This window comes from Vibrio pomeroyi, assembly GCF_024347595.1.
Lineage (GTDB): Bacteria > Pseudomonadota > Gammaproteobacteria > Enterobacterales > Vibrionaceae > Vibrio > Vibrio pomeroyi.
On record NZ_AP025506.1, the window covers coordinates 2180809 to 2207763 of the forward strand.

The window sequence follows — 26955 nt, forward strand, 5'->3', positions numbered from 1 at the left end:
TCCGCGGATTCAGTATTTGCTGTTATCGATATCCGGAAGTTTGGAGGACTTAGCAACTTAGGGTTATCCTCCTGATCTACCAGACGTTTATGCCCAATTAAGATCTCTCCAATACCTTCCTGTTAATCAAGTCATCCACCCACTTCACACTACTCGATAATATTGCGTAGCATGCTATCTCAACGCTTCACAGAGCTGTCGCTGTGCTTAGAAAGCTATCCTCAGAGAAGTCTTCTCAATAGAATCCAGCATCATAGAAACCGCCATCAAGAGACACAACGCCTAAACCTGAAGCTATTTATAGATAGCGCGGCTTCCCACTCTTATTTCCACCCATTAGCCAAGCTAAGAGTCCAAACGCTAAAGACGTCGTCAAATCAAAAAGAAATGGGAAACGTGAAACAGAAATAAAGGCTTAAAAACAATAAGCTATACTTAAAAGTCGCAAACATGACTTAGCGATTGAGTATTGAAATTTAACGTGAATTCCATCGTAAACCACGCCCAGTTGTAGCGTATTTGTTACGGTTATAATTAAAATCTTATAAATAAGGCAAACTGAAAGCTTGTTGCTTATATTGTAATACATATAAACATTTGCGCTCCAATTTATTTTGAATCTAAAACAAATTAGCCGAACAATTTAATCATTTAAAAACAACAAGTTAAACAAGCGCAACGTAAGCAAGTAAAAATCAATGCGACCTGGATCATACTAAAGGCATATTGTAGTACAAATAAACCTTTGGACGCGTTAATCTAAGCCCAGTTAATTATGATATTTAAAAGGCTGAAAAGATGACTATTGATACTTTTGTTGTTCTCGCCTACTTCTTCTTTTTAATCGCTATTGGTTGGATGTTCCGTAAGTTCACCACGTCGACTAGTGATTACTTCAGAGGGGGCGGCAAAATGTTGTGGTGGATGGTTGGTGCAACAGCCTTCATGACACAGTTTTCAGCATGGACGTTTACAGGTGCCGCAGGACGCGCGTTCAATGACGGTTTCGTTATTGTAATCCTATTCTTAGCCAACGCATTTGGCTACTTCATGAACTATATGTACTTCGCTCCAAAGTTCCGCCAACTTCGTGTGGTAACGGCGATCGAAGCTATTCGTCAGCGCTTTGGTAAAACGTCTGAACAGTTCTTCACATGGGCAGGTATGCCTGACAGCCTTATCTCTGCAGGTATTTGGCTAAACGGTCTAGCTATCTTCGTAGCAGCTGTATTCAACATCCCAATGGAAGCAACCATTGTGGTAACGGGTATGGTTCTAGTATTGATGGCAGTAACGGGCGGCTCTTGGGCGGTTGTTGCTTCTGATTTCATGCAAATGCTTGTAATCATGGCCGTGACAATTACTTGTGCGGTTGCAGCTTACTTCCACGGTGGTGGCTTAACTAACATCGTTGCTAACTTCGACGGCGACTTCATGTTAGGTAACAACCTAAACTACATGAGCATCTTCATCCTTTGGGTTGTGTTCATCTTCGTGAAGCAGTTCGGTGTAATGAACAACAGCATCAACGCTTACCGTTACCTATGTGCGAAAGACAGTGAAAACGCACGTAAAGCGGCAGGCCTAGCATGTATCCTTATGGTTGTTGGTCCACTAATCTGGTTCCTACCACCTTGGTACGTAAGTGCATTCATGCCTGAGTTTGCTGAGCAATACACATCAATGGGCGACAAAGCCGGTGATGCTGCTTACCTAGCATTCGTACAGAACGTAATGCCAGCAGGTATGGTTGGTCTTCTTATGTCAGCAATGTTCGCTGCAACGATGTCTTCTATGGATTCAGGTTTGAACCGTAACGCTGGTATCTTTGTAATGAACTTCTACAGCCCAATTCTTCGTCAAAACGCGACTCAGAAAGAGCTGGTTATTGTAAGTAAGCTAACGACTATCATGATGGGTGTTATCATCATCGCGATTGGTCTATTCATTAACTCTCTACGTCACTTAAGCTTGTTCGATATCGTGATGAACGTAGGTGCGTTGATTGGCTTCCCAATGCTTATCCCTGTACTACTAGGTATGTGGATTCGTAAGACTCCTGACTGGGCTGGTTGGTCTACTCTAGTGGTTGGTGGTTTCGTTTCTTACATCTTCGGTATCTCTCTACAGGCAGAAGACATCGAGAACCTATTTGGTCTAGAAACAGCACTTACTGGCCGTGAATGGAGCGACTTGAAAGTTGGTCTAAGCCTAGCAGCTCACGTAGTGTTCACTGGTGGTTACTTCATCATGACTTCTCGCTTCTACAAAGGCCTAACGCCAGAGCGTGAGAAAGAAGTTGACCAACTATTCACTAACTGGAACACGCCGCTAGTAGCGGAAGGTGAAGAGCAACAAAACCTAGATACTAAACAGCGTTCAATGCTTGGTAAGCTTATCAGCACAGCTGGTTTCGGTATCCTAGCAATGGCTCTGATTCCAAACGAACCAACAGGACGCTTGTTGTTCCTACTATGTGGTTCGATGGTACTAACCGTTGGTATCCTACTGGTTAACGCATCTAAGGCTCCGGCTAAGATGAACAACGAGTCAGTTGCTAAATAGCTCAATAGCTCAATAGCTAAAGAAAGCAGCTAACACGTTAAACCAATAATGAAGCCCATGTTATTCGATAGCATGGGCTTTTTGTTTGCCTCTCAACTTAGTTATCGTTCTTACCCTACCTGACACTTTGATAAGTCTTATCCCCTTCCCCAACCCCTTCTATTTCGCCAGTCCAAGGGCTCGTTCAGGCAAATTTTTATCCCGATTAATTAAAATCCCACTTTATTTTTAACTTTCCAATGGTTTGATCTCTTTCTGCTTTTCTTTCTGTTACTTTTAACAACTAGACAAACACAACCGATAATTACAATGAAAAAAACATCACTATTACTTGCTTCCATTGCTCTGGCACTTTCTGGTGTCGCACAAGCTGACCAGTTAGAAGACATTCAAAAATCAGGTACCCTTCGTGTGGGCACCACAGGCGACTACAAGCCTTTCTCTTACTTCGACGGTAAAACCTACTCTGGCTATGACATCGATGTCGCACAGCACATAGCAGAACAGCTAGGTGTCGAATTACAGATTGTTAGTACCACATGGAAAGACCTATTGACCGACCTCGACAGCGATAAATACGACATCGCGATGGGTGGTATTACGCGCAAAATGCAGCGTCAGTTAAACGCAGAACAAACTCAGGGATACATGACCTTTGGTAAGTGTTTCTTAGTTGCAAAAGGTAAAGCAGAACAGTACGACAGCATTGAAAAAGTAAATCTGTCTTCGGTTCGTGTAGGCGTGAATATTGGCGGCACTAACGAAATGTTTGCAGATGCTAACTTGCAGAACGCAAGCTTCACACGCTACGAGAACAACCTAGACGTTCCGCAAGCCGTTGCGGAAGGCAAAGTAGATGTCATGGTGACAGAAACCCCTGAAGGTCTGTTCTATCAAGTGACAGATGAGCGCCTTGAAGCAACACGCTGTGAAACGCCGTTCACCAACAGCCAATTCGGTTACTTGATTCCTAAAGGTGAGCAGCGCTTGCTGAACACTGTCAACTTCATTATGGATGAGATGAAATTGAAAGGCGTTGAAGAAGAGTTTCTGATCCACAACTCTCTGAAATAATCTTCTATCGTTCTAGATAAAAAATAGGCCAGCATTGCTGGCCTATTTCGTTTTGGTTTAATGGTTCGCGTTAACCGTGAGTGATCACATTCTGCTGTACTAATGCATCCAGAATATCCGAAGGCATAGTGCCACTTAGTGTTAACTGAGGAGCAAGGTCTTCAACCACGATCACTTGCTCTGTGGTTCCTATACCATCTGGGTTGATCGTAAGCTCAATATCATCCCCTTCCACTTTCGCATCTATCTGTTGTAGCAATGCAGTCATGTCTGGAGATGAATTCTTAAGCTCTGGCAAGACTTCGCGCAAATCAATACTGTCCCCTTCAGACAAATCAAAGTCGGTAATCGTATCTTCAACACCATCTTCGATGTTCAGCCACACGAAAGAATCCATACCATCGCCACCGGTTAGAATATCTGAACCGCCGCCGCCAATGAGAGTGTCGTTACCATCACCGCCCACGAGCGTATCGTCACCTGCGCCACCTTCCAGTCGGTCATTACCTGCCCCCCCCGTTAAGTCAGTCGCATTAGCACCAGCCAGTAACTGAACATCATCGGTTTCCGAAGCCAAGTTGATATCAACCGCATTCGACACAATGTTCAAGTTCAGGTCAATCGATGCAGAGGTCGCTGTATCGTTGTTGTCAGTCTCTTCAGAAACTGCCTCAACTTTCAGTGTGTAGTTACCTGGAGTTTGAGAAAGCCCAACCGCTTGCAAGCTGTCGATTGCATCCGCCGTTGCCACCCACACACCGCCGCCAAGATCCGTCACTGAACCCGCAGTACTGGTGATTTGAGCGCCAGCAGGCACATCACTAATATGCAGCGTTAGCTCTTCTGTAATGTCCGTTAAGGCCGCGATAATCCCAACTAAAGGAATGCCACTCGCACTCACAGACTGACTCGCAGTAATGTTTCTCACGTAGTTAGTCGCACTATCGATAGACAGGGTTGGTGCATTCGCCACTGGCGTCACCGCGATGTTGTAAACCACAGGTGCTGTCTCTATCGCAATACCTGAAGGGTTGCCGCTGTCTTTAGCGACAACTTCTAATCCAATGCTATTGGTTGGAGACAGACTCGCATCAAGGAACACACCATTTGTACTGGTTGGCGTATCAATCAACGCATTCAGGTCACTCAATGTCCCCACTAAGATGACTGAACCCGTGTTGTTGCCGTTAACAACAACCGTCGTCACTGCCGGAAGCGATACGTTTAATGTGCCGTAATTCACCGTCAGCGTGACTGTCATCAAGTCATCAGAAAATGTATCAACATAATCAGGGTCACTGACATTGATACCACTCAACAGTTGACCAACATCCTCATAGACAAGGGTTGTGACGCTGTCACCATTAACAACAGGCGTATCATTCACTCCATCGACAATCGCGGTGATCTCCGCTGTATCCGTTAGGAAATCATTAGCGCCGTTGGTTGTACCATCATCCTCTACGGTATAGGTAAACTTAACGTTGCCGTTGTATTCATCAGCTGCCGTAAATACCCAGTATGGGCCAGTGATCGTAGCGTCATCAACGCCACCTGCGTTCTCGAAGCGTTGTAGCTGACCTTGACCTTCATCGAGCACCAGATTAGTCACGGTAATCGTGTCATTTTCCGGATCGCTCGTCGCAGCAATTAAATCGCCCTCTTTGATGATCAACTGACCTTCTTCAAGGATGTTGCCTAAGTCGATGTCCGTTGCCACCGGCTGATCATTCACTTCGGTTACTTCAAGACTAATTTCAGCACTGTCGGTTAGGAAGTCATCCACGCCATTAGTTGTACCGTCATCAGTAATTGAGTAATTGAATTTAACGTCGCCGTTAAAATCGTTGTCCGCTACAAATATCCAGAATGCTCCGGTAATCGCCGCGTTATCGGCGCCACCTGCATTTTCAAAGCGCGTTAGTTGGCCTTGTCCCTGAGTCAAAGTTACACCGGTTACCGTTAAGTTGTGGTTTTCTGGGTCAGAGCTTGCTGCAATCAAATCTCCTTCTACAATGACGATTTGGCCATCTTCAGCAATCGAACCTAAATCAACGTCTGTCGCAACAGGTGCATCATTCACTTCCGTTACGACGAGGCTAATTTCAGCATTGTCAGTTAAGAAATCATCCACACCGTTGGTGGTGCCGTCATCAATAATGTCGTAATTGAGCTTCACATCGCCATTAAAATCATTGGCTGCAGTGAATATCCAGAATGGTCCAGTTATCCCGGCGTCATCAGCACCACCAGCATTTTCAAAGCGGGTTAGTTGGCCTTGCCCTTGTGTAATAGTGACACCAGTTACAGTGAGGTTATGATTTTCTAGATCAGAACTCGCTGCAATCAAGTCTCCTTCCACAATCACTATTTGACCATCTTCAGCAATCGAACCTAAATCAACATCAGTCGCCACAGGAGCATCATTCACTTCTGTTACTTTAATGGTGAAAGTAGTTTGGTTAGTCTGTGCTGTATTCGGATCACCCGCGTCAATCAAGCCGTTATTACCGCCGTCATCGAGTGTTGCATTGATCGTGACTAAACCACTCTGGTTGAGATAGTTCTGGTCTGGGTCGGGTTTGAAAGTCACGGCCCCATTAGTCAATGCGGTATTGATGTCGGCTTCTTTACCAGTAACCACCAATGAACCGTCTGGTTGCAATACAAACGTCACGTCAGGTGAGCTCGTAAACTCAAACACACCTTGCGCTCCCGGCAGTGTTTGATCAATTTCCAACGTCAACGTATATGGCGCATCTGGGTTATCAAAGTTAGCGTCAACATCGTAGATACTGAAGTTATCGATAGCGATGCTAATATCTTCCGGCGTCTCAATGTTGGTCACATTCACAAATGTCGGTTGATCGTTAATTGGATCAATCACTAAATCAACATCGAAGATGGTTGGTGTACCCAAGTATTCAGTATTGTCAGCATCGGTATCCACAGAGCGAACTGTGACCTGCAATGGGCCAGTAATGCCCAACGCATTACCAGTATCGCTATTGTGTTCCCCAGAATTAAATACGATCTTATCGAGTGACTGAGCTGAGACATCCAGTGTCCATAGCTGTGTCACAGGATCGTAGCTCGCTAAGGTTGTACCATCAGGGTAGAAAATAGACGCATCTTGAGGCACGCCTGCCACTTCAACTCGAAGTGTTTCTGGCGCATTCTCGCTATACGTGCCACTGCCTGTTGCGGATAGCTCTTTATCCAAAATCGTCGCATTGATTTCGATATCAATGTTTTGGCCTTCATTGCCAGTCACAGAGTCAGTTGGATTGGTATCAACATCATCGCCCACAGGAAGCACATGGACTTCAAAGCTCGGCAACGTACCTGCATTCGTTGGAACACCTAACAAAGACTCTTGAGTAAAGACTTCGACACCAAATTCAAAGGTACCACTGAAATCTTTCGGCGGTAGAACAGAGATCTCACTTAAATCAAATGACGTTGACACGCTAGGCGGTAATTGGACACTCCAGACTCCTCCACCATTATTCTTCACAGTAAAGTCTGAATTGTTATCGACTCGGAATTGGAAACCATCCGGCACGTCAGTAAATTTAATGGAAACAAAGGATTCTGAACCATCTAAATCCGTCAAACCAATTGAGATCGGGCTAGTTCCAGACAACGAGATTTCTTGATCTTCGCTACCCGTAATTTCGATAACATCAGGGTCACTACCCGGCCCTGTGATTTGGACATCATCCACGACAGGGACCACTTCAAAGTTCACACTTGTAGAGAAGGTATCTGTGTCAGTTGCGCTGCCAACAGGAGACGAGGCGTCATTGTAGGTCGCTGTATCGGTAATCGTACCGCTAACATTAACTTGTACCTGATTAATATCGTTACCCGTTGGGTAATTAAGTGCAGGACGGAACAAGACGTTATCGAGAGCACCTGCGCTGATCTGGGCTTCATTAAAGGTCACCGTTGTGCCAAGAGACGTACCCGTTCCATCATAGAAAGCGCCAACACTCGTGTCATCCAAAGTCAGCGTAATAGAAGTGAATTTTTCATCCCCCCCTTCAACCCCACTGACTTGGTCAGCAATGGTTGTGCTGAAATCAAGCTGAATGTAAGTATCTTCGTAACCGACAGGATCTTGTCCAGCTTGACCATCGGTATCGACAGGGATAAGAGAATCGTCAAGAGAACCAACAACCGTAACATCGATATCAGGGTTGCCTTCAACATCTGGTGCAACTTTAATGACCACTTCTGTCACTAGAGTTTTCTCATCACCCGACAATACGTCTTTAGTTACTATCGTCAACGGCAACCTAAAGTCGCCAGAATAGTCAGCAGGCAGATTAAGTAGTAGACCTGAGAAATCCGTTGGAACACCCTGATCGACCGTTGTTTCAAATACATATTTCCCGTTTACGAAGTCAACATCACTGCCTCCTCCTAAACTGATTGGGAAAGTTATTCCTGGCGGGATAGTCACAGAGTCATCAATAATGATAGTCACTTGGTCTGTTGAAGCGTCTTCACCGGAGAATGTGATCAGACTATTTAGTGCCGTTCCTAAGTCTAACTGTGTATCCTCTACAGCATCGACAACGCTATCTGGTGTCATCGTAATATCTGCAGCTACCTCGTTCCCGCCAACAAGCACTTCTGGGAATGACAAGTTCACCTCGCCTTCCCTCTGAACCGCAGCTGATGACTCAGTTTCAGCGCCATCACCTCGATCAATAACGGTACTATAGATGGTCATCTTGATGTCATTGAACACACCAGAGGTGCCTGATAGAGGTGGAAAAGCAAGACCGTTCGGTGCACTAATGCTAAACAGATCTTCATTGGTTACCACCCAACGACCATTGCCTTCATAAGCGGCACCAATAACAAGTAACTGATTAAGCACATCATCTGATAGCGCCGAGTCGTCCACGTTTGTTAATTGGATAACTAACTGGTCCACTTCTTCGATAGCAGACGAAGCATCTGTTTCTTGGTAACGAATGACGAACTCATCCGTAACCGATGTATTATCGCTATTGGTCGTGAACTTAAGCACGCCAGTATTTGCATCAGCAACTACGGTTGCTAGTGCCCCAGTCCCAGCAACATCATCGACAATAAGTTTGTTATTAGCATCTTCTGGTTCAACCACAGGTCGCACTTGAACATCAATAGTACCGTTAATCGTCGCGGTAACGATGCCTTGACCAGGATTGCCAGCGTCAACGTATTCATGATCTCGCTCTTCGATCATGACAACCGTATTAAGCGTAAAGTCGGTACTTGAATCTTGTTCGGGTGTTATCTGAATAAAATTATTGTTCAGCGCAATTTGAGTAAATTCTTCTGCCGTCTGTCCACTCTTCGGAGTAATGGTTAAAGTACCTGCGGCAGCATCGTAAACCCAAGTTACATCGCCATTAACCACAACACTTTCAACATCCGTTGGAATGTCACTGATGATAATAGAAGTGAAATGCTCATCATCGTCAATATAGTCAGTACCTTCTGGGTGCCAATCAATATTGATAGCCGTATCTTCGTCGCCGTTGGTCACGGTATTGTAAGTTGCTGAGGTATCGATCCTTGGCTCAACTAGTATTCGAACTTCTTGGTCGAACGTTAAGGTATGGCCATCGTTCTCGGTCACTATCACTTGACCTTGAATGTGGATATTCTCTGTCGATGAGTCGACAGGTCTGATGCGAATACCTGAGGTTTTGCCCGCCTCTGTAATATTCGCTTCGTAGATAGGTTTAGATAAATCAGGGCTACCGCCCGGTCCAGTCTCGTAACCAACAAAGTTAAGGTCGATCACCGTACCGTCGCCGTCTTCGAGAATCACGCCATCTGGAATGCCCGATAGAATAACGGTTATAGACTCCGAGCCATCGTCAGCTAATGGCGTAGTGCCAGTATCAGGTCTTCTTTCTCCAGACAACACTGTGAAGTCCAACTCAGCAAAGCTATCGCCGTTTTGGCTCTCCTGAATGGTAGTTTGAACACCACTTGCAGGGTTAGGATCGGTATCAGGTATTGCAGTCCATGCCGTACCGTTGGTACCGCCGTAAGGAATATCAGCAACACCTTTAACTTCTACGTTGACCGTTTTAGTGCCTAGAATTTCTTCATCGACTTGCGCACCTGTAGAAAGGTTCGCGGTGTCTTTAACCACACCGGTTACATCAAAGGTAAAGTCCACATTGCTATGTTTGGTTGGAACAACTTCCACGTTAGCCAAATCGGCATACGCAATTTCTTGGTAATTGGTACCACTGACTGTAGGAACAACTGTAGTCGTCCCTAGGAAATAGAGTACCGCACCTTCCGTAATATTACTGATACGAACAAACAGTTCTTCAGAACCATCGGTATCCACTGACCCAGTCATTGTGATGACTTCATCCAATGTGAAGGCATCTTTATTCGCCAGAGGACCTATGTAGTCTGGATCATCAATATTGTCTTCATTAATACGAATTCGGTTAACACTGAACGAGCCAGGATCCGCGTCAGCAGTCACATCAATGATGATGTTTTGCTCTACAGAGCGAGCGGTCGTTTTGTCTACCCCACCATTAGCTGAATCATCGTATGGGTTAAGCGTCTCTTCCGTAATTGCCGTCGCTTTGAACTCAATTTGCCCAGAGAAGTTATCAATAGGATTAACTACTGTGCTATTGATATCAGCAGATGCGATGATATAAACACCATTAACTGGCGTAAGCACTGTGCCATTTTGGTCAAGCAGCTCAAACTTCCCGTCGCCTTGAACAGCTTCAAGTTCATAGGTAATGGTTTCAGTTTGGCTATTATCTTGTGACACTGCGTTCAGTTGCAGCGTGACATCGTCTTCATCTTCGTTCACTTGATATTGATACGTGCTGTTGGAATCATCCCACGTTGCAATATCCGCTACCGCTTCAATCTCAATTCTGAAGTTTGAATTAACGGTATGATCTGTACTGCCATTTTTCTCAATTTCAAGCTCATAACGAACTCGCCCACCAGTTTCATCCGAACTAGCGTGTTGGTCCGGAACAAAGAACAAGTTGTCTATCGTCGCGATAGTTTGTCTCGGTTCATTCGGATTAGGAGCAAAGCTTTGTTCGAGTTGAGGAGGACCAAATATAATGCTCCCATTTGGCTCAGGCACTAATTCAATGTACTGAGAGCTAGTACCATCCAAGTAATAAAAAGTACCTTGGTGACTGTCACCTCCGTTCGGGCTTTTAATCGTCAACTGCCCAATAGATTCTGCGTTGTCTTGGTCATACAGACTCACTTGCAGCGCAACTTGCGCTGGTGCATCAGGTAAATCAATCTGGTTATCTTGTACATTCTCAAAAGTCGGCTCATCGCCTGTTGCGTAAGGTATGGTTGAGTCTCTACCCGCATCCTCGAAGGTCGTCACTTTCAGCGCGATTCTTGTAGAGTCTCTATCAGTAATCGAAATATCTAACGGAGTTTCAGAGGTGTCTAAGTCTCCATCCGTCGCAATCACGTTAATCGAGAAGTCGATGGTATCAAGACCGTCATGATCTAGATAACCATTAGCTCTGAATTCAACCTCACCATTTGAGTCGATACGTAATCGACCAAGCTGACGAGTATCAGCTCCTCCATTCGTCTGCTCGTAGACTCGAACCACTTGGCTGCCACTACTTAAATCTAAGCCGCTGCTGTATGGCCCATTGTTTCCTGTTCGGAACACAATATCGGCACCATTGCTGGTAATACCCTCTATGCGAGTCAGCGCTGCGCCATCAGCTCCCACATCCGTCGCATTGGCAAACATATCGACTTTAGAACCATTGTAATTCTGACCTTCAAGACGAGTAATCGACTGAGTTGTCACTAACGGAACATCATCCGTCACTGTGATTGTCAGATCAATCGCGTTTGATTGGTCTTGGTCAAAGTCTTCAGCCACAACTGAGAAACCAAGTTCGATGTTGTTTTCATCGCCACCATCAGGGTGTTTAAGAGGTTTAAACAATTCAAACTGATAGCTGTTATCCGAGGTATCGAAAATAATCTCGAACACTGCTTCATTACTCGTTACGGTTTGAGCAACATAGGTAAATGTTGTGCCTACCTCTGAAACAGTTAACCACTCTAAGCCTTCTCCATCGGAAGTTAAGCCAGCTAGAACCAAGTCTTCATCAACCAGCTCATACTTCACAACACCATCGGCACCTTCATCGACGGTGAACAGTCCATTAATAATGGCGTCTTCAGAACGATCCGAACCAATCCCATTAAGATCGTCTTCATCAACAACCGTTTCACCGGTTGGAGCAGTCATCACAGGCACATCATCTAGCACCTCGATTGGCAATACATATTGGTTAGAATCATCGCCATCACCGTCAACGGCAACAACATCAAATGGTATTGTTAATGCATCGAGGTTACTCGGTGTCGTAGCGTGATTGAGAGGGCCAAGCAAGGTAAAGGTGTAAGCACCATCATCAGTCAACACTAATGTGAAAATTGGCTTTCCACTTGGGTCGGTTGCCCCTTGGTAGGTGGTCGTATTAGCAGCACCGGTAATTTCGGTGATCTTAATACCTTCGCTGCCCGACGATAGCGTTGCTTCCAGCGTTGAGATATTACGCAGTTCGTAAACCTCAACTTGGTCTGCGCCTTCTGTGGTAACAAACGAACCCGTTGCTTGTGCCAGAGTGCCTAAATCATCTTCATCAACCACAAACGTACTTGCAACAGTCGTATCAGTAATGGTTGGCACATCATCAGTAATGGTCACCGTTAGCGGTTTCATCGCTGAGTCAGTATTGTCTTTGTCGACAGCGATAACTGGCAAGGTGAAAACTTGATCGTTATTACCCTGTACTGGAAGGTGATCTAACTCTTCCCACAAGGTGAATGTGTACTCTCCTAGAACCACGTTGCTAAACGTGATGGTGAAGATATCCGTTTGTACACCGCCGCTTTCAACGTAACCAATATAATTATCGCTGTTCAGAGGATCTTCTTTTAGCTGAACCACCAAACCATCCGCTTTCAGATCGCCAGATGTGTTGAACTGAGTAGTATCAATACGGAAGTAGCTCACATCATCACTTCCTGCTGTGAAAGTAATGGTTTCAGTTTGGCTCACGGGTAATCCCGGAGAAGAGCCGTCGACTAAATTCGCTTCTTCCAATGCAACCGTTGGTACTGTGTCTATTACTGGTGGAGCACCATCTGCAATAGTCAGCGTCACTGTTGAAGTGACAATGTCGCCATCTTTATCTTCCGATGTCACCGTAATGGTCTTAACAATGTCACCACCAGAATGATCGAGGTTGCGTTTAGGCTCGAAACGTACATCACCTTCGAGATTGATAAACAAGGAACCTTCAGCGAACATAAACTCTTGTTCACCCGTGTCGGTTTGTACTAGTGACTCTTCAGGTTGGCTGCCATAGGTAAATTTAGTGATTGTGGCGCCATCTGCACTTTGCGCAGGCATCACATCAAAGACTGTTGTAGTCGGTGTTCCTGTGGTTGGCTCTGTGATATTGAGCGCACCTGACTGCATCAGTTGGACATCATCAGTAATAGTGACAGTAAGCGGTTTAGACGCAGAAATATCACCATCGGTATCTTCTGCATAAACAGAAAGATCAAAGCTCAGATCGTTATTTCCCAAGCCATCAACATGGTCTAAACGTTCAAGCAGAGTAAACGTATATTGGCTCGGATTCATGTCATCAAAGTCTAGAGTGAAGATAACTTTCTCAACACCCGAACCATCCGTCGTGAATGCGATGTAGTCACCAGAGTTTGCAGGGTCTTCGCGCAAACTCAATTCAAGGCCATCCGACTTCAACACGCCGTTGGTATTGAACAGCCCTACTTCCACCACTATTTCAGCAATATCATCACTGCTTGCAAGTGAAGTAATGGTTTGAGTCATACTCACAGGGTTTACGCTAGGCGTAGAACCATCCGCAAGTAAGCTTTCTGATAATGCCACACCCGGCACAACGTCTATTGTTGGTCCATCACCATCAACAATGGTGAGAGTGACTTTTGATGAGAAGATGTCGTTATCAAAATCTGAAGAGGTGAACACAATCGATTTAACAATGTCGCCTGCTGAGTGATCAAGGTTTCGATTTGGCTCAAACCTCACATCACCATCTAATGTCACAAACAGTGAACCTTCCGTGAAAACAAACTCTTGTTCACCGCTAATACTTTGATTCAGAGTAATTGCAGAGCCACCGTCATACGTAAACTGCGTAATGGTCGCACCGTCTGCACTTGGTATTGGCATCACATCAACGGTAGCCGTTGTAGGAGTACCAGTATTAGGCTCAGTAATGGTTAAGAAGCCATCTTGCATTTGCTGGAGGTCATCTTCTATCGTAACCACCACATCGCGTTTCGTTGATTCAGAATCATCTGTATCAACGGCATAGATAGGCAAACGGAACGTGAGATCGTTGTAAAGCACGCCATCAAGATGATCGAGAGCCTCGATTAAGGTAAATGTAAACTGAGCTTTGTTTACACTATCAAAGCTAATGGTAAATACATCGGTAACGTTACCCATACCATCATCGGTATAACCAATGTAGTCACCAGCAGAAGAAGGATCTTCTTTTAGTTGAACAACAAGACCACTTGATTTCAACAGATCACCAGGGTTGAATTCGCTGGTCGCAATTCTAAAGTGACTAAAGTCATCACTTCCTTCTGTATACGTAATTGTGTGAGTCGAACTGACCGGAGAACCAGTTGGTGTCGAGCCATCCGCTAGGTTAACTTCCGATAAGTTAACATCTGGAACCACGTCAATTACTGGATCGATACCGTCTTTGATCGTCAAAGTGACATCTGCAGTATCTGTATCGTTATCAAAATCACTGGTGGTAACGACAATCGTTCTTACGATATCGCCAGATGAATGGTCTAGATCTCGGCTCGGCTCAAAACGAACTTCCCCTTCAATAGTGATGTACAGCAAGCCATCGGTTACGGTAAAGACTTGTTCTGTGGCGATGTTTGGGTCTAACGTTACAGCTGTGCCACCATCGTAAGCAAACTGTGTCACTTTCGCACCATCAGCACTCTGCGTTGGCATAACATCAATAATTGGTGTCGTAGGTGGCGTACCCGATGCCAAATCAGCTAATGAAGGCTCAGTGATACTCAAGGTACCATCTTGAACGCCTTGTACATCATCGGTGATCGCAACAGTCATTGGCGACATTGCAGAATCATCACCATCCGAATCAACCGCTAACACAGGGACATCGAAGCTTAGTATATTGTTTTGTAATCCATCTACATGATCTAATGCCTCAAGCAGTGTGAACGTGTATTGCCCTAAATTGCTCGTCGAGAAGCTGATCGTGAAGACGTTGGTTTCTACGTTAGAACCGTCTTTAACAAAGCCAATATAATTACCAGAATTAGCTGGTTGTTCTTTTATCTCGACATCTAAACCGTTTGATTTCAAAGTCCCTGAGGTATTGAACTGCGTAGGGTCAATTCTGAAATGACTGACGTCGTCACTACCAACGGTATAGGTAATGGTTTGTGTCATCGTTACTGGGTTGCCTGTTGGCGCAGAGCCATCAGTCAAATCCACCTCAGATAACGTAATCCCAGGAACAAGGTCGATTGTAGGAAGGTCACCATCAACAATCTTAAGTGTCACTGTCGATGTAACAATATCGCCATCAAGATCAACAGACGTCACCTCAATAGATTTGGTAATGTCACCGCCTGCATGGTTTTGATTACGCACAGGTTCGAAACGAATCTCACCCTCCGTCGTAATAAATACCGAGCCTTCGGTGAAGACAAACTCTTGTTCACCATTCACATTTAAATCAAGGCTTTCTGCAGTGTTACCATCGAAAACAAATGAAGTGACTTTGGCTCCATCAGCACTTTGGCTTGGCATCACATCAAAGGTATTTGATGTTTCAACACTTGATGCCGGCTCACGACTGGTGATTGTGCCGTCTTGCATCAATTGCACATCATCACCAACGGTTACACCAAGCTGAGAAACTAACGAGTCATCGCCATCACTATCAACCGCATACACAGGCAGATTAAAGCTTAAATCGTTGTTGCCACGTGCATCTTGATGATCCAGAGCTTCGATTAAAGTAAATGTGTATTCACCTAAGGTTCCGGAGTTAAAGTCCAACGTAAATACTGTCGTCTCCACATTAGACGAACTGGTAGTAAAACCAACATACTGACCAGAGCCTTGAGGATCTTCACGCAGTTCAACCGCTAAACCATTCGATTTAAGTGCATCGTTAGTGTTGAACTCGGTTGGTTCCAGACGGAAGCGAACAACATCGTCACTTTGGTTGGTGAAAGTAATCGTCTGTGTTGAGCTGACCGAGCCGGCACTTGGTGCAGAACCATCAGCTAGGTTTGTTTCTGAGAGTGTAACGCTTGGCACCGCATCGATGGTTGGAATATCACCATCAGTAATGGTTAGTGTGACTGTTGAAGTCACAGGGTCGTTATCGAAGTCGCTTGAAGTCACTACTATCGACTTCACGATATCTTCGCTAACTGAATGGTCAAGGTCGCGATTCGGTTCAAAGCGCACTTGGCCTTGCAGAGTAATAAACAACTCACCTTCTGTGAAACTGAATTGCTGCTCACCTACGATGCTTTGATCAAGTGTTTTGACAATACCGCCAAAAGAAAACTCAGTGATCGTCGCACCATCAGCACTTTGGTTTGGCATCACATCAATGGTGTTGGTTGTGATGGTTCCATCTGCAAGGTTTGGCTCAGTAATATCTAACGTACCGTCTTGCATGATTTGGACATCATCAACAATGGTCACATTGAGTTGAGACACCAGTGAATCATCGCCATCACTGTCGACAGCGTAAACAGGTAGATCAAAGCTCAGATCGTTGTTATCCAAACCATCCGCATGGTCTAACGCTTCAAGCAGAGTAAAGGTGTATTCGCCCAAACTACTCGTAGAGAAACTAATGGTGAACACTGGAACTTCAGCGTTCGAACCATTGGTAATAAAACCTATGTAAGTGCCCGGATTCGCAGAGTCTTCTTTTACCTCAACCGCAAATCCATTCGATTTAAGTGCACCACCCACATTGAACTCGGTTGGCTCAATACGGAAACTGGTTATATCATCACTTTGATTGGTGAAGCTAATCGTTTCTGTTTGACTGACAGCACTGCCACTTGGTGTAGAACCATCTGCTAGGTTGGTTTCAGACAAGGTAACGCTTGGCACTGCATCAATGGTTGGGATATCACCGTCAGTAATGGTCAGAGTGACCGTTGACGTCACCACATCATTATCTAAATCGCTTGAGGTCACCACGATCGACTTCACGATGTCTTCGCTCAGCATGTGGTCAAGATTACGATTAGGCTCAAAGCGAACTTCACCTTGAAGAGTGATGAACAACTCACCTTCTGTGAAACTAAATTGCTGCTCACCAGTGTCCGTTTGATCCAGTGTTCGAACTTGACCATCATAAGTAAACTGCGTCACCGTCGCGCCATCGGCACTTTGATTAGGCATCACATCAACAGTCGCTGTAGTTTGAGTACCCGCAGCCAAATCAGCAACCGTTGGCTCAATAATATTAAGCGCTTGGTCTTGCATAACTTGTACATCATCACCAATGGTCACATTCAGTTGAGACACCAGTGAGTCATCACCATCGCTATCAACGGCATAAACAGGAAGATCAAAAGTCAGATCATTCTTCGCTAAGCCATCTACATGGTCTAGTGCTTCAAGTAAGGTGAAGGTGTATTGGCCTAAATTAGTATCCGAGAAGCTAATCGTAAACACGTTAGTTTCAACATTCGGAGCCGTTGTCACAAAGCCGATGTAGCCACCCGGTGTGGTTGGGTCAGCTTTCAGCTCGACCGCTAATCCGTTTGATGTGAGAGTACCGCCAACATTGAACTCAGTCGGTTCAATGCGGAAGCTCGTCACGTCATCACTTTGGTTAGTAAAGGTAATCGTTTGAGTTGAGCTTACCGCACTTGCATTCGGAGCAGATCCGTCACTCAGATTCGTTTCTGACAGCGTAACGCTTGGCACTGTGTCAATGGTTGGGATATCACCATCAGTAATGGTTAGCGTTACCGTTGAAGACACGAGATCGCTATCAGAATCACTGGAGGTTACGACTATCGACTTAACGATATCGCCACCAGTATGGTCAAGGTTACGACTTGGTTCGAAACGAATATCACCTTGAAGAGTGATATACAATGACCCGTCAGCAACCACGAATTTCTGTTCACCCGTGTCATTTTGGTCAAGCGTTAATACCGCCCCACCATCGTAAGTAAACTGAGTAATGGTCGTGCCATCAGCACCTTCTTCATCCAGTACATTAACGGTCGGCGTTGTCGGTGTACCCGCTGCCAAATCTGCAACCGTTGGCTCTTTAATTGTGAGAGAGTCGTTAACCATCACTTGAATATCATCAGTAATAGTCACGGCCAGTGGCGACATCACAGAGTCATCACCATCGCTATCAACCGCGTAAACCGGCAAGTTGAATGTTAGATCGTTATTGCCTTGAATTGGTGTGTGGTCAATCGCTTCCAGAAGCGTGAAGGTGTACTCACCCAAAGTGGTACTGCTGAAATCGAGTGTAAATACCGTGGTTTCGACATTCGAAATATCAGTCGTGAAACCAATGTAATTGCCTGAGCCTGTTGGCTCTTCTCGAATCTCAATGATCAAGCCATCGGACTTGAGCGCATTGTTAGTATTAAACTCATTTGGCTCTAAACGGAATTTCTCAACGTCATCACTTTGATTAGTGAAAGTGATAGTTTGCGTTTGGCTAACAGCACTACCACTTGGCAATGAGCCATCAGCGAGATCCGCTTCTTTAAGTGATACGCTCGGCACCGCATCAATAGTCGGATTGTCACCATCCGTAATGGTCAACGTAATGGTTGAAGTCACCGGATCGTTATCAAAATCACTTGAAGTCACCACAATCGACTTCACGATGTCTTCGCTAACTGAATGGTCTAGGTCGCGGTTCGGCTCAAAGCGCACTTCACCTTCAAGGGTGATAAATAGCTCACCTTCTGAGAAACTAAACTGTTGCTCGCCTACGATGCTTTGATCGAGTGTTTTGACGACACCGTCATAAGTGAACTGAGTGATCGTCGCGCCATCAGCACTTTGGTTTGGCATCACATCAATGGTGTTGGTTGTGATGGTTCCGTCAGCCAGATTTGGCTCAGTGATATCTAATGTGCCATCTTGCATGATTTGAACATCATCACCGATGGTCACGTTAAGTTGAGACACCAATGAATCATCGCCGTCTGTATCAACCGCATAAACAGGCAGATCGAAGCTCAGATCGTTGTTATCTAAACCATCCGCATGGTCTAACGCTTCAAGCAAAGTAAAGGTGTATTCGCCCAATACGCTCGTAGAGAAGGTGATCGTGAATACAGGAACTTCAGCGTTCGAACCATCAGTAATAAAACCGATATAAGTCCCCGGATTAGCCGAGTCTTCTTTTATCTCAACCGCAAAGCCATTCGATTTCAGTGCGCCACCGATATTGAACTCGGTTGGCTCAATACGGAAGTTTTCTACATCATCACTTTGATTGGTGAAAGTAATCGTCTCAGTTTGACTGACTGCACTGCCGCTTGGAGCTGACCCATCCGTAAGATTAGTTTCCGAAAGCGTAACGCTTGGCACCGAATCAATCGTCGGGATATCACCATCAGTAATGGTCAGTATCACTGTGGAGGTCAGTACGTCATTGTCTGAATCGCTTGAGGTCACCACTATCGATTTGACGATGTCTTCGCTAGACGTGTGGTCCAAATTACGGTTTGGCTCAAAGCGAACTTCACCTTCAAGAGTGATGAACAACTCTCCTTCTGTGAAGCTAAATTGCTGCTCACCAGTGTCCGTTTGATCCAGTGTTCGAACTTGCCCGTCATACGTAAACTGAGTGATCGTCGCACCATCGGCACTCTGATTTGGCATCACATCGATGGTATTGGTTGTGATTGTGCCGTCTGCAAGGTTTGGCTCAGTGATATCTAACGTACCATCCTGCATGATTTGTACATCATCACCAATGGCTACGTTAAGTTGAGACACCAACGAATCATCGCCATCGCTATCGACCGCGTAAACCGGTAAGTCGAAACTCAAATTATTATTTGCGAGGCCATCTACATGGTCGAGTGCTTCAAGTAAGGTGAAGGTGTATTGGCCTAAATTGGTATCTGAAAAGCTAATCGTGAATACGTTGGTTTCGACGTTCGAACCATCCGTAACAAAACCGATGTAACCACCCGGCGTGGTTGGATCAGCTTTCAGTTCGACGGCTAATCCATTTGATGTGAGAGCGCCACCAACATTAAATTCGGTTGGTTCAATACGGAAGCTTGTCACATCATCACTTTGAGTAGTGTAAGTAATGGTTTGAGTTGAGCTAACCGCGCTGCCGCTTGGTGCAGATCCATCACTCAGATTGGTTTCTGACAAGCTCACAGTTGGAACATTATCAATGGTCGGGATATCACCATCGGTAATGGTCAGCGTGACGGTTGAGGTCAATACATCGTTATCGGAGTCACTAGACGTCACCACTATTGATTTCACGATGTCTTCGTTCAGTGTGTGGTCTAGATTACGATTAGGCTCAAAGCGCACTTCACCTTGAAGAGTGATGAACAACTCACCTTCAGTGAAGCTAAACTGTTGCTCGCCATTATCATTTTGGTCCAGCGTTCGAAGTTGACCGTCATAAGTGAATTGAGTGATCGTTGCGCCATCGGCACTTTGGTTTGGCATCACATCAATGGTGTTAGTTGTCACTGTGCCATCTGCAAGATTTGGTTCAACGATATCTAATGTGCCATCTTGCATGATTTGAACATCATCACCGATGGTGACACTTAACGACGACATCACTGAATCATCACCGTCACTGTCTACCGCATAAACAGGCAGATCAAAACTGAGGTCGTTGTTACCACGGGCATCTTGATGATCCAAAGCCTCAAGCAGGGTAAAGGTATATTCACCTAATGTGGTACTAGAGAAGCTAATCGTAAATACCGTGGTTTCGACATTCGTCGCACTGGTCGTAAAACCAATGTAATTACCCGAACCTTGTGGGTCTTCGCGTAACTCAACGGCTAAACCGTTCGATTTAAGATCATCGTTAGTATTGAACTCCGTTGGCTCAATACGGAAACGAACCACATCATCACTTTGGTTGGTGAACGTGATGGTTTGAGTAGAGCTTACCGCGCTGCCACTTGGAGCAGAGCCATCGCTCAGATTCGTTTCAGAAAGAGTAACGCTTGGAATAACGTCAATCGTCGGGTTATCACCATCGGTTATCGTCAGCGTTACGGTCGAAGTCAGGGAGTCGTTATCGAAGTCGCTTGAAGTCACAACAATCGATTTCACGATGTCTTCGCTCACCGAGTGGTCTAGGTTACGATTCGGCTCAAAGCGTACTTCTCCTTCAAGAGTGATATATAACTCGCCTTCCGTGAAGCTGAATTGCTGTTCGCCAGTGTCATTTTGGTCAAGTGTTCGTAGTTGACCATCATAGGTAAACTGAGTGATGGTCGCGCCATCGGCACTTTGGTTTGGCATTACATCAATGGTGTTGGTTGTCACCGTACCGTCGGCCAGATTTGGCTCGATGATATCTAACGTGCCGTCTTGCATGATTTGGACATCATCACCGATGGTCACGTTAAGTTGAGACACCAATGAATCATCGCCGTCCGTATCGACCGCATAAACAGGCAGATCGAAGCTCAGGTCGTTGTTATCTAAACCATCCACATGGTCTAGCGCTTCGAGTAAGGTAAAGGTGTATTCACCCAACGTACTTGTAGAGAAGGCAATGGTGAATACGGGAACTTCAGTATTCGAACCGTTGGTAATAAAACCGATGTAAGTACCTGGATTAGCAGAGTCTTCTTTTATCTCAACCGCAAAGCCATTGGACGTCAGAACACCACCGACATTGAACTCGGTTGGTTCAATACGGAAACTCGCCACATCATCACTGCCTGCAGTAAAGGTAATCGCTTCAGTTGCGCTCACTGCACTTCCGCTTGGTGCAGAACCGTCACTCAGGTTGGTTTCAGACAAAGTAACGCTTGGCATTACATCAATGGTTGGGATATCACCATCAGTAATGGTCAGCGTCACTGTGGAAGTCAGTACGTCATTGTCTGAATCGCTTGAGGTCACCACAATCGACTTCACGATGTCTTCGCTAACAGTGTGGTCCAAATTACGATTTGGCTCGAAGCGTATTTCACCTTGAAGAGTGATGAATAACTCACCTTCTGTGAAGCTAAACTGCTGCTCGCCAGAGTCATTTTGATCCAGTGTTCGCACTTGACCGTCATAAGTGAACTGAGTGATCGTCGCACCATCGGCACTCTGATTTGGCATCACATCGATGGTATTGGTTGTGATTGTGCCGTCAGCAAGATTTGGCTCAGTGATATCTAACGTACCACCTTGCATGATTTGGACATCATCACCAATGGTTACGTTAAGTTGAGACACCAGTGAATCATCGCCATCACTATCAACGGCGTAAACCGGTAAGTCGAAACTCAAATCGTTGTTTGCGAGACCATCAACATGGTCTAACGCTTCAAGTAAGGTGAAGGTGTATTGGCCTAAATTGGTATCCGAGAAACTAATCGTGAATACGTTGGTTTCAACGTTCGAACCATCCGTAACATAACCGATGTAGCCGCCCGGTGTGGTTGGGTCAGCTTTCAGCTCGACCGCTAATCCGTTTGATGTGAGAGTGCCGCCAACATTGAACTCAGTCGGTTCAATGCGGAAGCTGGTCACATCATCACTTTGAGTGGTGTAAGTAATGGTTTGAGTTGAGCTAACCGCGCTGCCACTTGGCGCAGAGCCGTCACTCAGATTGGTTTCCGACAAGTTCACAGTTGGAACATTATCAATGGTCGGGATCTCACCATCGGTAATGGTCAGCGTGACGGTTGAGGTCAATACATCGTTATCAGAATCGCTAGACGTCACCACAATCGACTTCACGATATCTTCGCTCAACGTGTGGTCTAGATTACGATTGGGCTCAAAGCGCACTTCACCTTGAAGTGTGATAAACAACTCACCTTCAGTAAAGCTAAACTGCTGCTCGCCATTATCATTTTGGTCAAGCGTTCGAAGCTGACCATCATAAGTGAATTGCGTCACCGTTGCGCCATCGGCACTTTGATTTGGCATCACATCGACAGTACCAGTTGTCACTGTGCCATCTGCAAGATTCGGTTCGATGATATCTAACGTACTATCTTGCATGATTTGAACATCATCGCCGATAGTGACGTTTAGCGGAGACATCAGTGAATCATCGCCGTCGCTATCTACCGCGTAAACGGGTAAATCAAAACTGAGGTTGTTGTTGCCACGGGCGTCTTGGTGATCCAAGGCTTCGAGAAGTGTGAATGTGTACTCACCCAATGTGGTGCTAGAGAAGCTCAGCGTAAATACCGTGGTTTCGACGTTTGTCGCACTGGTCGTAAAACCAATGTAATTACCCGAACCTTGTGGGTCTTCTCGTAACTCAACGGCTAAACCGTTCGATTTAAGATCATCGCTAGTATTAAATTCCGTTGGTTCAATACGGAATTTCTCAACATCATCACTTTGATTGGTGAACGTAATAGTTTGAGTCGAGCTTACCGCACTGCCACTTGGCGCAGAGCCATCACTCAGATTCGTTTCAGAAAGCGTAACACTTGGAATAACGTCAATCGTCGGGTTATCACCATCAGTGATCGTCAGCGTTACGGTTGAAGTCAAAGAGTCGTTATCGAAGTCACTTGAAGTGACCACAATCGACTTCACGATGTCTTCACTCACCGAGTGGTCTAAGTTTCGGTTCGGCTCAAAGCGCACCTCCCCTTCAAGGGTGATATAAAGCTCGCCTTCGGTGAAGCTGAATTGCTGCTCGCCTGAAATGCTTTGATCCAGTGTGTTTACGACACCGTCATAGGTAAACTGAGTGATCGTCGCGCCATCAGCACTTTGATTTGGCATCACATCAATGGTGTTGGTTGTGATGGTTCCGTCAGCCAGATTTGGCTCAGTGATATCTAATGTGCCATCTTGCATGATTTGGACATCATCACCAATGGTCACATTCAGTTGAGACACCAAGGAATCGTCGCCATCCGTATCAACCGCATAAACAGGTAGATCGAAGCTCAGATCGTTATTATCTAAACCATCCGCATGGTCTAACGCTTCAAGCAGAGTAAAGGTGTATTCGCCTAGTGTGGCTGCCGAGAAACTAATGGTGAACACTGGAACTTCAGCATTCGAGCCATCAGTGATAAAACCGATATAAGTGCCCGGATTAGCAGAGTCTTCTTTTATCTCAACCACAAAGCCATTAGACGTCAGAGCTCCACCTAAATTGAACTCAGTTGGTTCAATACGGAAACTCGCGACATCATCACTGCCTGCAGTAAAGGTAATCGTTTCAGTTGCGCTCACTGCACTTCCGCTTGGTGTAGAACCATCAGCAAGATCTGTTTCAGATAAAGTGACAGGTGGAATCAGATCTATAGTTGGGTTCTGACCATCGGTAATACTCAGCTCAAGTGTTGAGGTATCAGTATCTCCATCACCATCTTCAGCTAAAAATGAGAACTGTTTTACTATCGTTTCACTGCTTGAGTGGTCGATATCACGAGCGACTTCAAAACTAAAATCACCGTTTAATGAGATAGTGACGACACCCTCAGTAAAACTGAAAGTCTGGGGAGCATCGGGGAGCAGGCTTTGATCTAGTGAGTAATCAACACCTTCATAGTTAAACGATTGAATTGTCGAGCCATCTGCGCCTTCGAAATTGAACAGGTTATACGAAACAATAGTATCACCCGCTAAAGTTGGCTCAGTGACTGACTCAACCTTATCAACAAGCTCAACAACATCATCTTTGACATTGACGAGAATCTCAGCGGCTTCTGGTGTACTCGAACCGCCAGATAGTGCAGAACGGTCTCCATCCGCATCAACGGCATAAATAGGCAGAGCAAAGGTCAACAACGCGTCTTCAGCACCTTGGTGAGAAAGCTCTTCGTACAGAGTGAATTCATAGTTCCCCAATGACGGACTATCAACTTTAACGTCAAAGACCGTAATTCGAGAACCATTGACTTCAACATAGCCTTCGTAAGTTCTTACACCGTTAGTTTCATCAATAAGCTCAAGCAATACGGCTTCGCCATTAGACGTTAAAGAGCCACCAGTATTAAACTCCGCAGGTTCAAGCTCGTAATGATCGATGATGTCGCTTTCAAAAATATCGGCAGTGATGCTTCCGCTACCCGCTACGGGCGCGGTTCCCTCTTGAGAACCACCAACAATACCAGCTTCATCAACATCAATACTGTCAACATTGGTCACAACCGGGCTATCGCCATCAGTAATCTCAATGTTAATGATATTGGTTACAACATCTTGGTCAAAGTCCGTAACCGTGATCGGCAGTGAAAAAGAGAGTGAGTCAGTGCCAATCTGTTCGATCGGATTAAACTGCTCAAATTTATAAGTGCCATCGGTATCAAGTGAGATAGTGAGAACCACCTCGCCACGACCTTGGATTGCCAGAGTGATCGTCGTACCATCATCAGAGAGTCTTGCCAGCGTGTTCTGATTATCACTGAGTACGCCATCAAACTGCTCTAATGCACTTGCATCAAAGACTGCTGATTGAAGGTTGTCACTTCCGATATTGGAGAACGTGCCTTCGATTGCTGCACTGCTCGTTTCAACGTTACTGATATTCACACTTTCAGCAGACGGATCTACCCCGTCAAATACGGTAACTTGCGTGTTGATAGGTGTTGCTAATGGATTTCCAGCAGTGTCTTCGCCTTGAATATCGAAGGTAATATCTATTTGATCGCCAGTATAGGAAACTTGGCCACCACCGACAGACGCTACATGATCAATCGGTTGAAAAATCGTTGTGATTAAAGAAAGCTCAATGTTATTTCCAACACTGACGGCATTTATATCGATGCTTAAAACTGTATCGGTACCTTGAACACCAACGATAGAGTTGGTTGCTGCGTCGTAAGTGAAGGTGACAGGCTGGCCGCTTGAGGTTATGTCACTGTTTAGCTCACTGAGTAATGACGTGAGGGATAGAGTTTCTGGAGCAAAAGAATCTGGAGCGAGCGCTAAACTACCAGCAATGATGGTTTCTGTAGTCGTGATAGATTGAGGATAAGTATTATCAGATATCGAGCCTTCAGTAAGAGCTTCACTGATTGATTGGCCACCTGATGAGCGAGTGATCGACCTGAACTCTTCTCTGTCTTCATCAACGGTTTGTTGTTCTAGGCCTGCGGTCTCGAAAAATGTCGAGGGATGGGTTTCTGTGTAGTTATAGTCTATCGTCACAAAGCCAGCGTTTGCAGAACCTTGTCCGCCACCAGCCGCTGTAGCCTCTAAGATTTGAGTCGGATCGGCACCACCTAAAATGGCTTCTTGGATAGCAGCGAGGTCGTCTTCGGTAAAGGTTTCTGCGTCTGCTTGCTGTAAGTCAAAATTAACCTCACCAGCTATTGGGGCGTCTACCCAAGCTGCATTTTCATCAACACAACCGACACAATTCTCTGCAACCGGAATCGAATCATTCTGAACGCCTAATACAAGTTCTGACTTGTTGGCCGTAATCACGATCTCATTTTCACGGATGGTATCGCCAACTGAAATTTTTCTTGCGCTACCGTCTGGCTTAACTACGACGACATCTCCACTAGCTGCTTCAACTACCGCAACCTGGCGCGAAACTTCGATATCCATATATCCCCCGTTGTCACAAAACACTATTTTCGAGCGCTGTGAAAATTATTTGTAATAGCAATTTCAGGTTTCATTTGAATGCAGACTTAACTCTCATCAACGGCAATCCATTGTCACGTCCAACTGGCCTGAAAAGAGAAAAGTATTTCACCTGTTTTTTTATAGTTTACTTACTCTTAAGCCTAGTCTTCCCCATAAAAAATGCCATGTCTGTGCTAAGGGACGTCTTTTCACAAATCGAGGTATTCTTGTTGGGGTTTGAAAAACTTAGTTAAAAGTTAGTATGGTGCTGATTTATATGCAAATAAATTCACAATGTAATTGCACCTCATTATTTATAAATATATACAGCAATAAAGTTGATAAATCATTAGCAAACATGGGGCATTAATTGAGGCAAACTATGCGTTTATAGCAAAGCAGAAGTAATTCCCATTTATGAGACA

At 45.2% G+C, this 26955-nt stretch carries 3 protein-coding genes; 2 read left to right on the forward strand and 1 reads right to left on the reverse strand.

Translation table 11 applies throughout. From position 1 onward, the window contains the following. Nucleotides 1–798 precede the first annotated feature (798 nt). Both OCV12_RS09645 and OCV12_RS09650 read left to right on the forward strand, forming a co-directional pair. Nucleotides 799–2565 carry a sodium:solute symporter family protein gene (locus OCV12_RS09645; protein WP_048663527.1) on the forward strand — a complete coding sequence of 589 codons (1767 nt, stop codon included), beginning with the start codon at nucleotides 799–801 and terminating at the stop codon, nucleotides 2563–2565. Nucleotides 2566–2874: 309 nt separating this feature from the next. Continuing rightward, on the forward strand, nucleotides 2875–3639 hold the full coding sequence (locus OCV12_RS09650; protein ID WP_261884521.1) for a transporter substrate-binding domain-containing protein: 765 nt from the start codon (nucleotides 2875–2877) through the stop codon (nucleotides 3637–3639). 70 nt (nucleotides 3640–3709) lie between these two features. Here OCV12_RS09650 and OCV12_RS09655 read toward each other — a convergent pair whose 3' ends face one another. Continuing rightward, nucleotides 3710–26509, reverse strand: coding sequence for a retention module-containing protein (locus OCV12_RS09655; RefSeq protein WP_261884522.1), 22800 nt, complete (start codon nucleotides 26507–26509; stop codon nucleotides 3710–3712). Between the last annotated feature and the right edge of the window lie 446 nt (nucleotides 26510–26955).

Bases quoted from the DNA above. Each gene is read 5' to 3' on its own strand.
- OCV12_RS09645 (WP_048663527.1), top strand. From the start codon at position 799: ATGACTATTGATACTTTTGTTGTTCTCGCCTACTTCTTCTTTTTAATC.
- OCV12_RS09650 (WP_261884521.1), top strand. From the start codon at position 2,875: ATGAAAAAAACATCACTATTACTTGCTTCCATTGCTCTGGCACTTTCT.
- OCV12_RS09655 (WP_261884522.1), bottom strand. From the start codon at position 26,509: ATGGATATCGAAGTTTCGCGCCAGGTTGCGGTAGTTGAAGCAGCTAGT.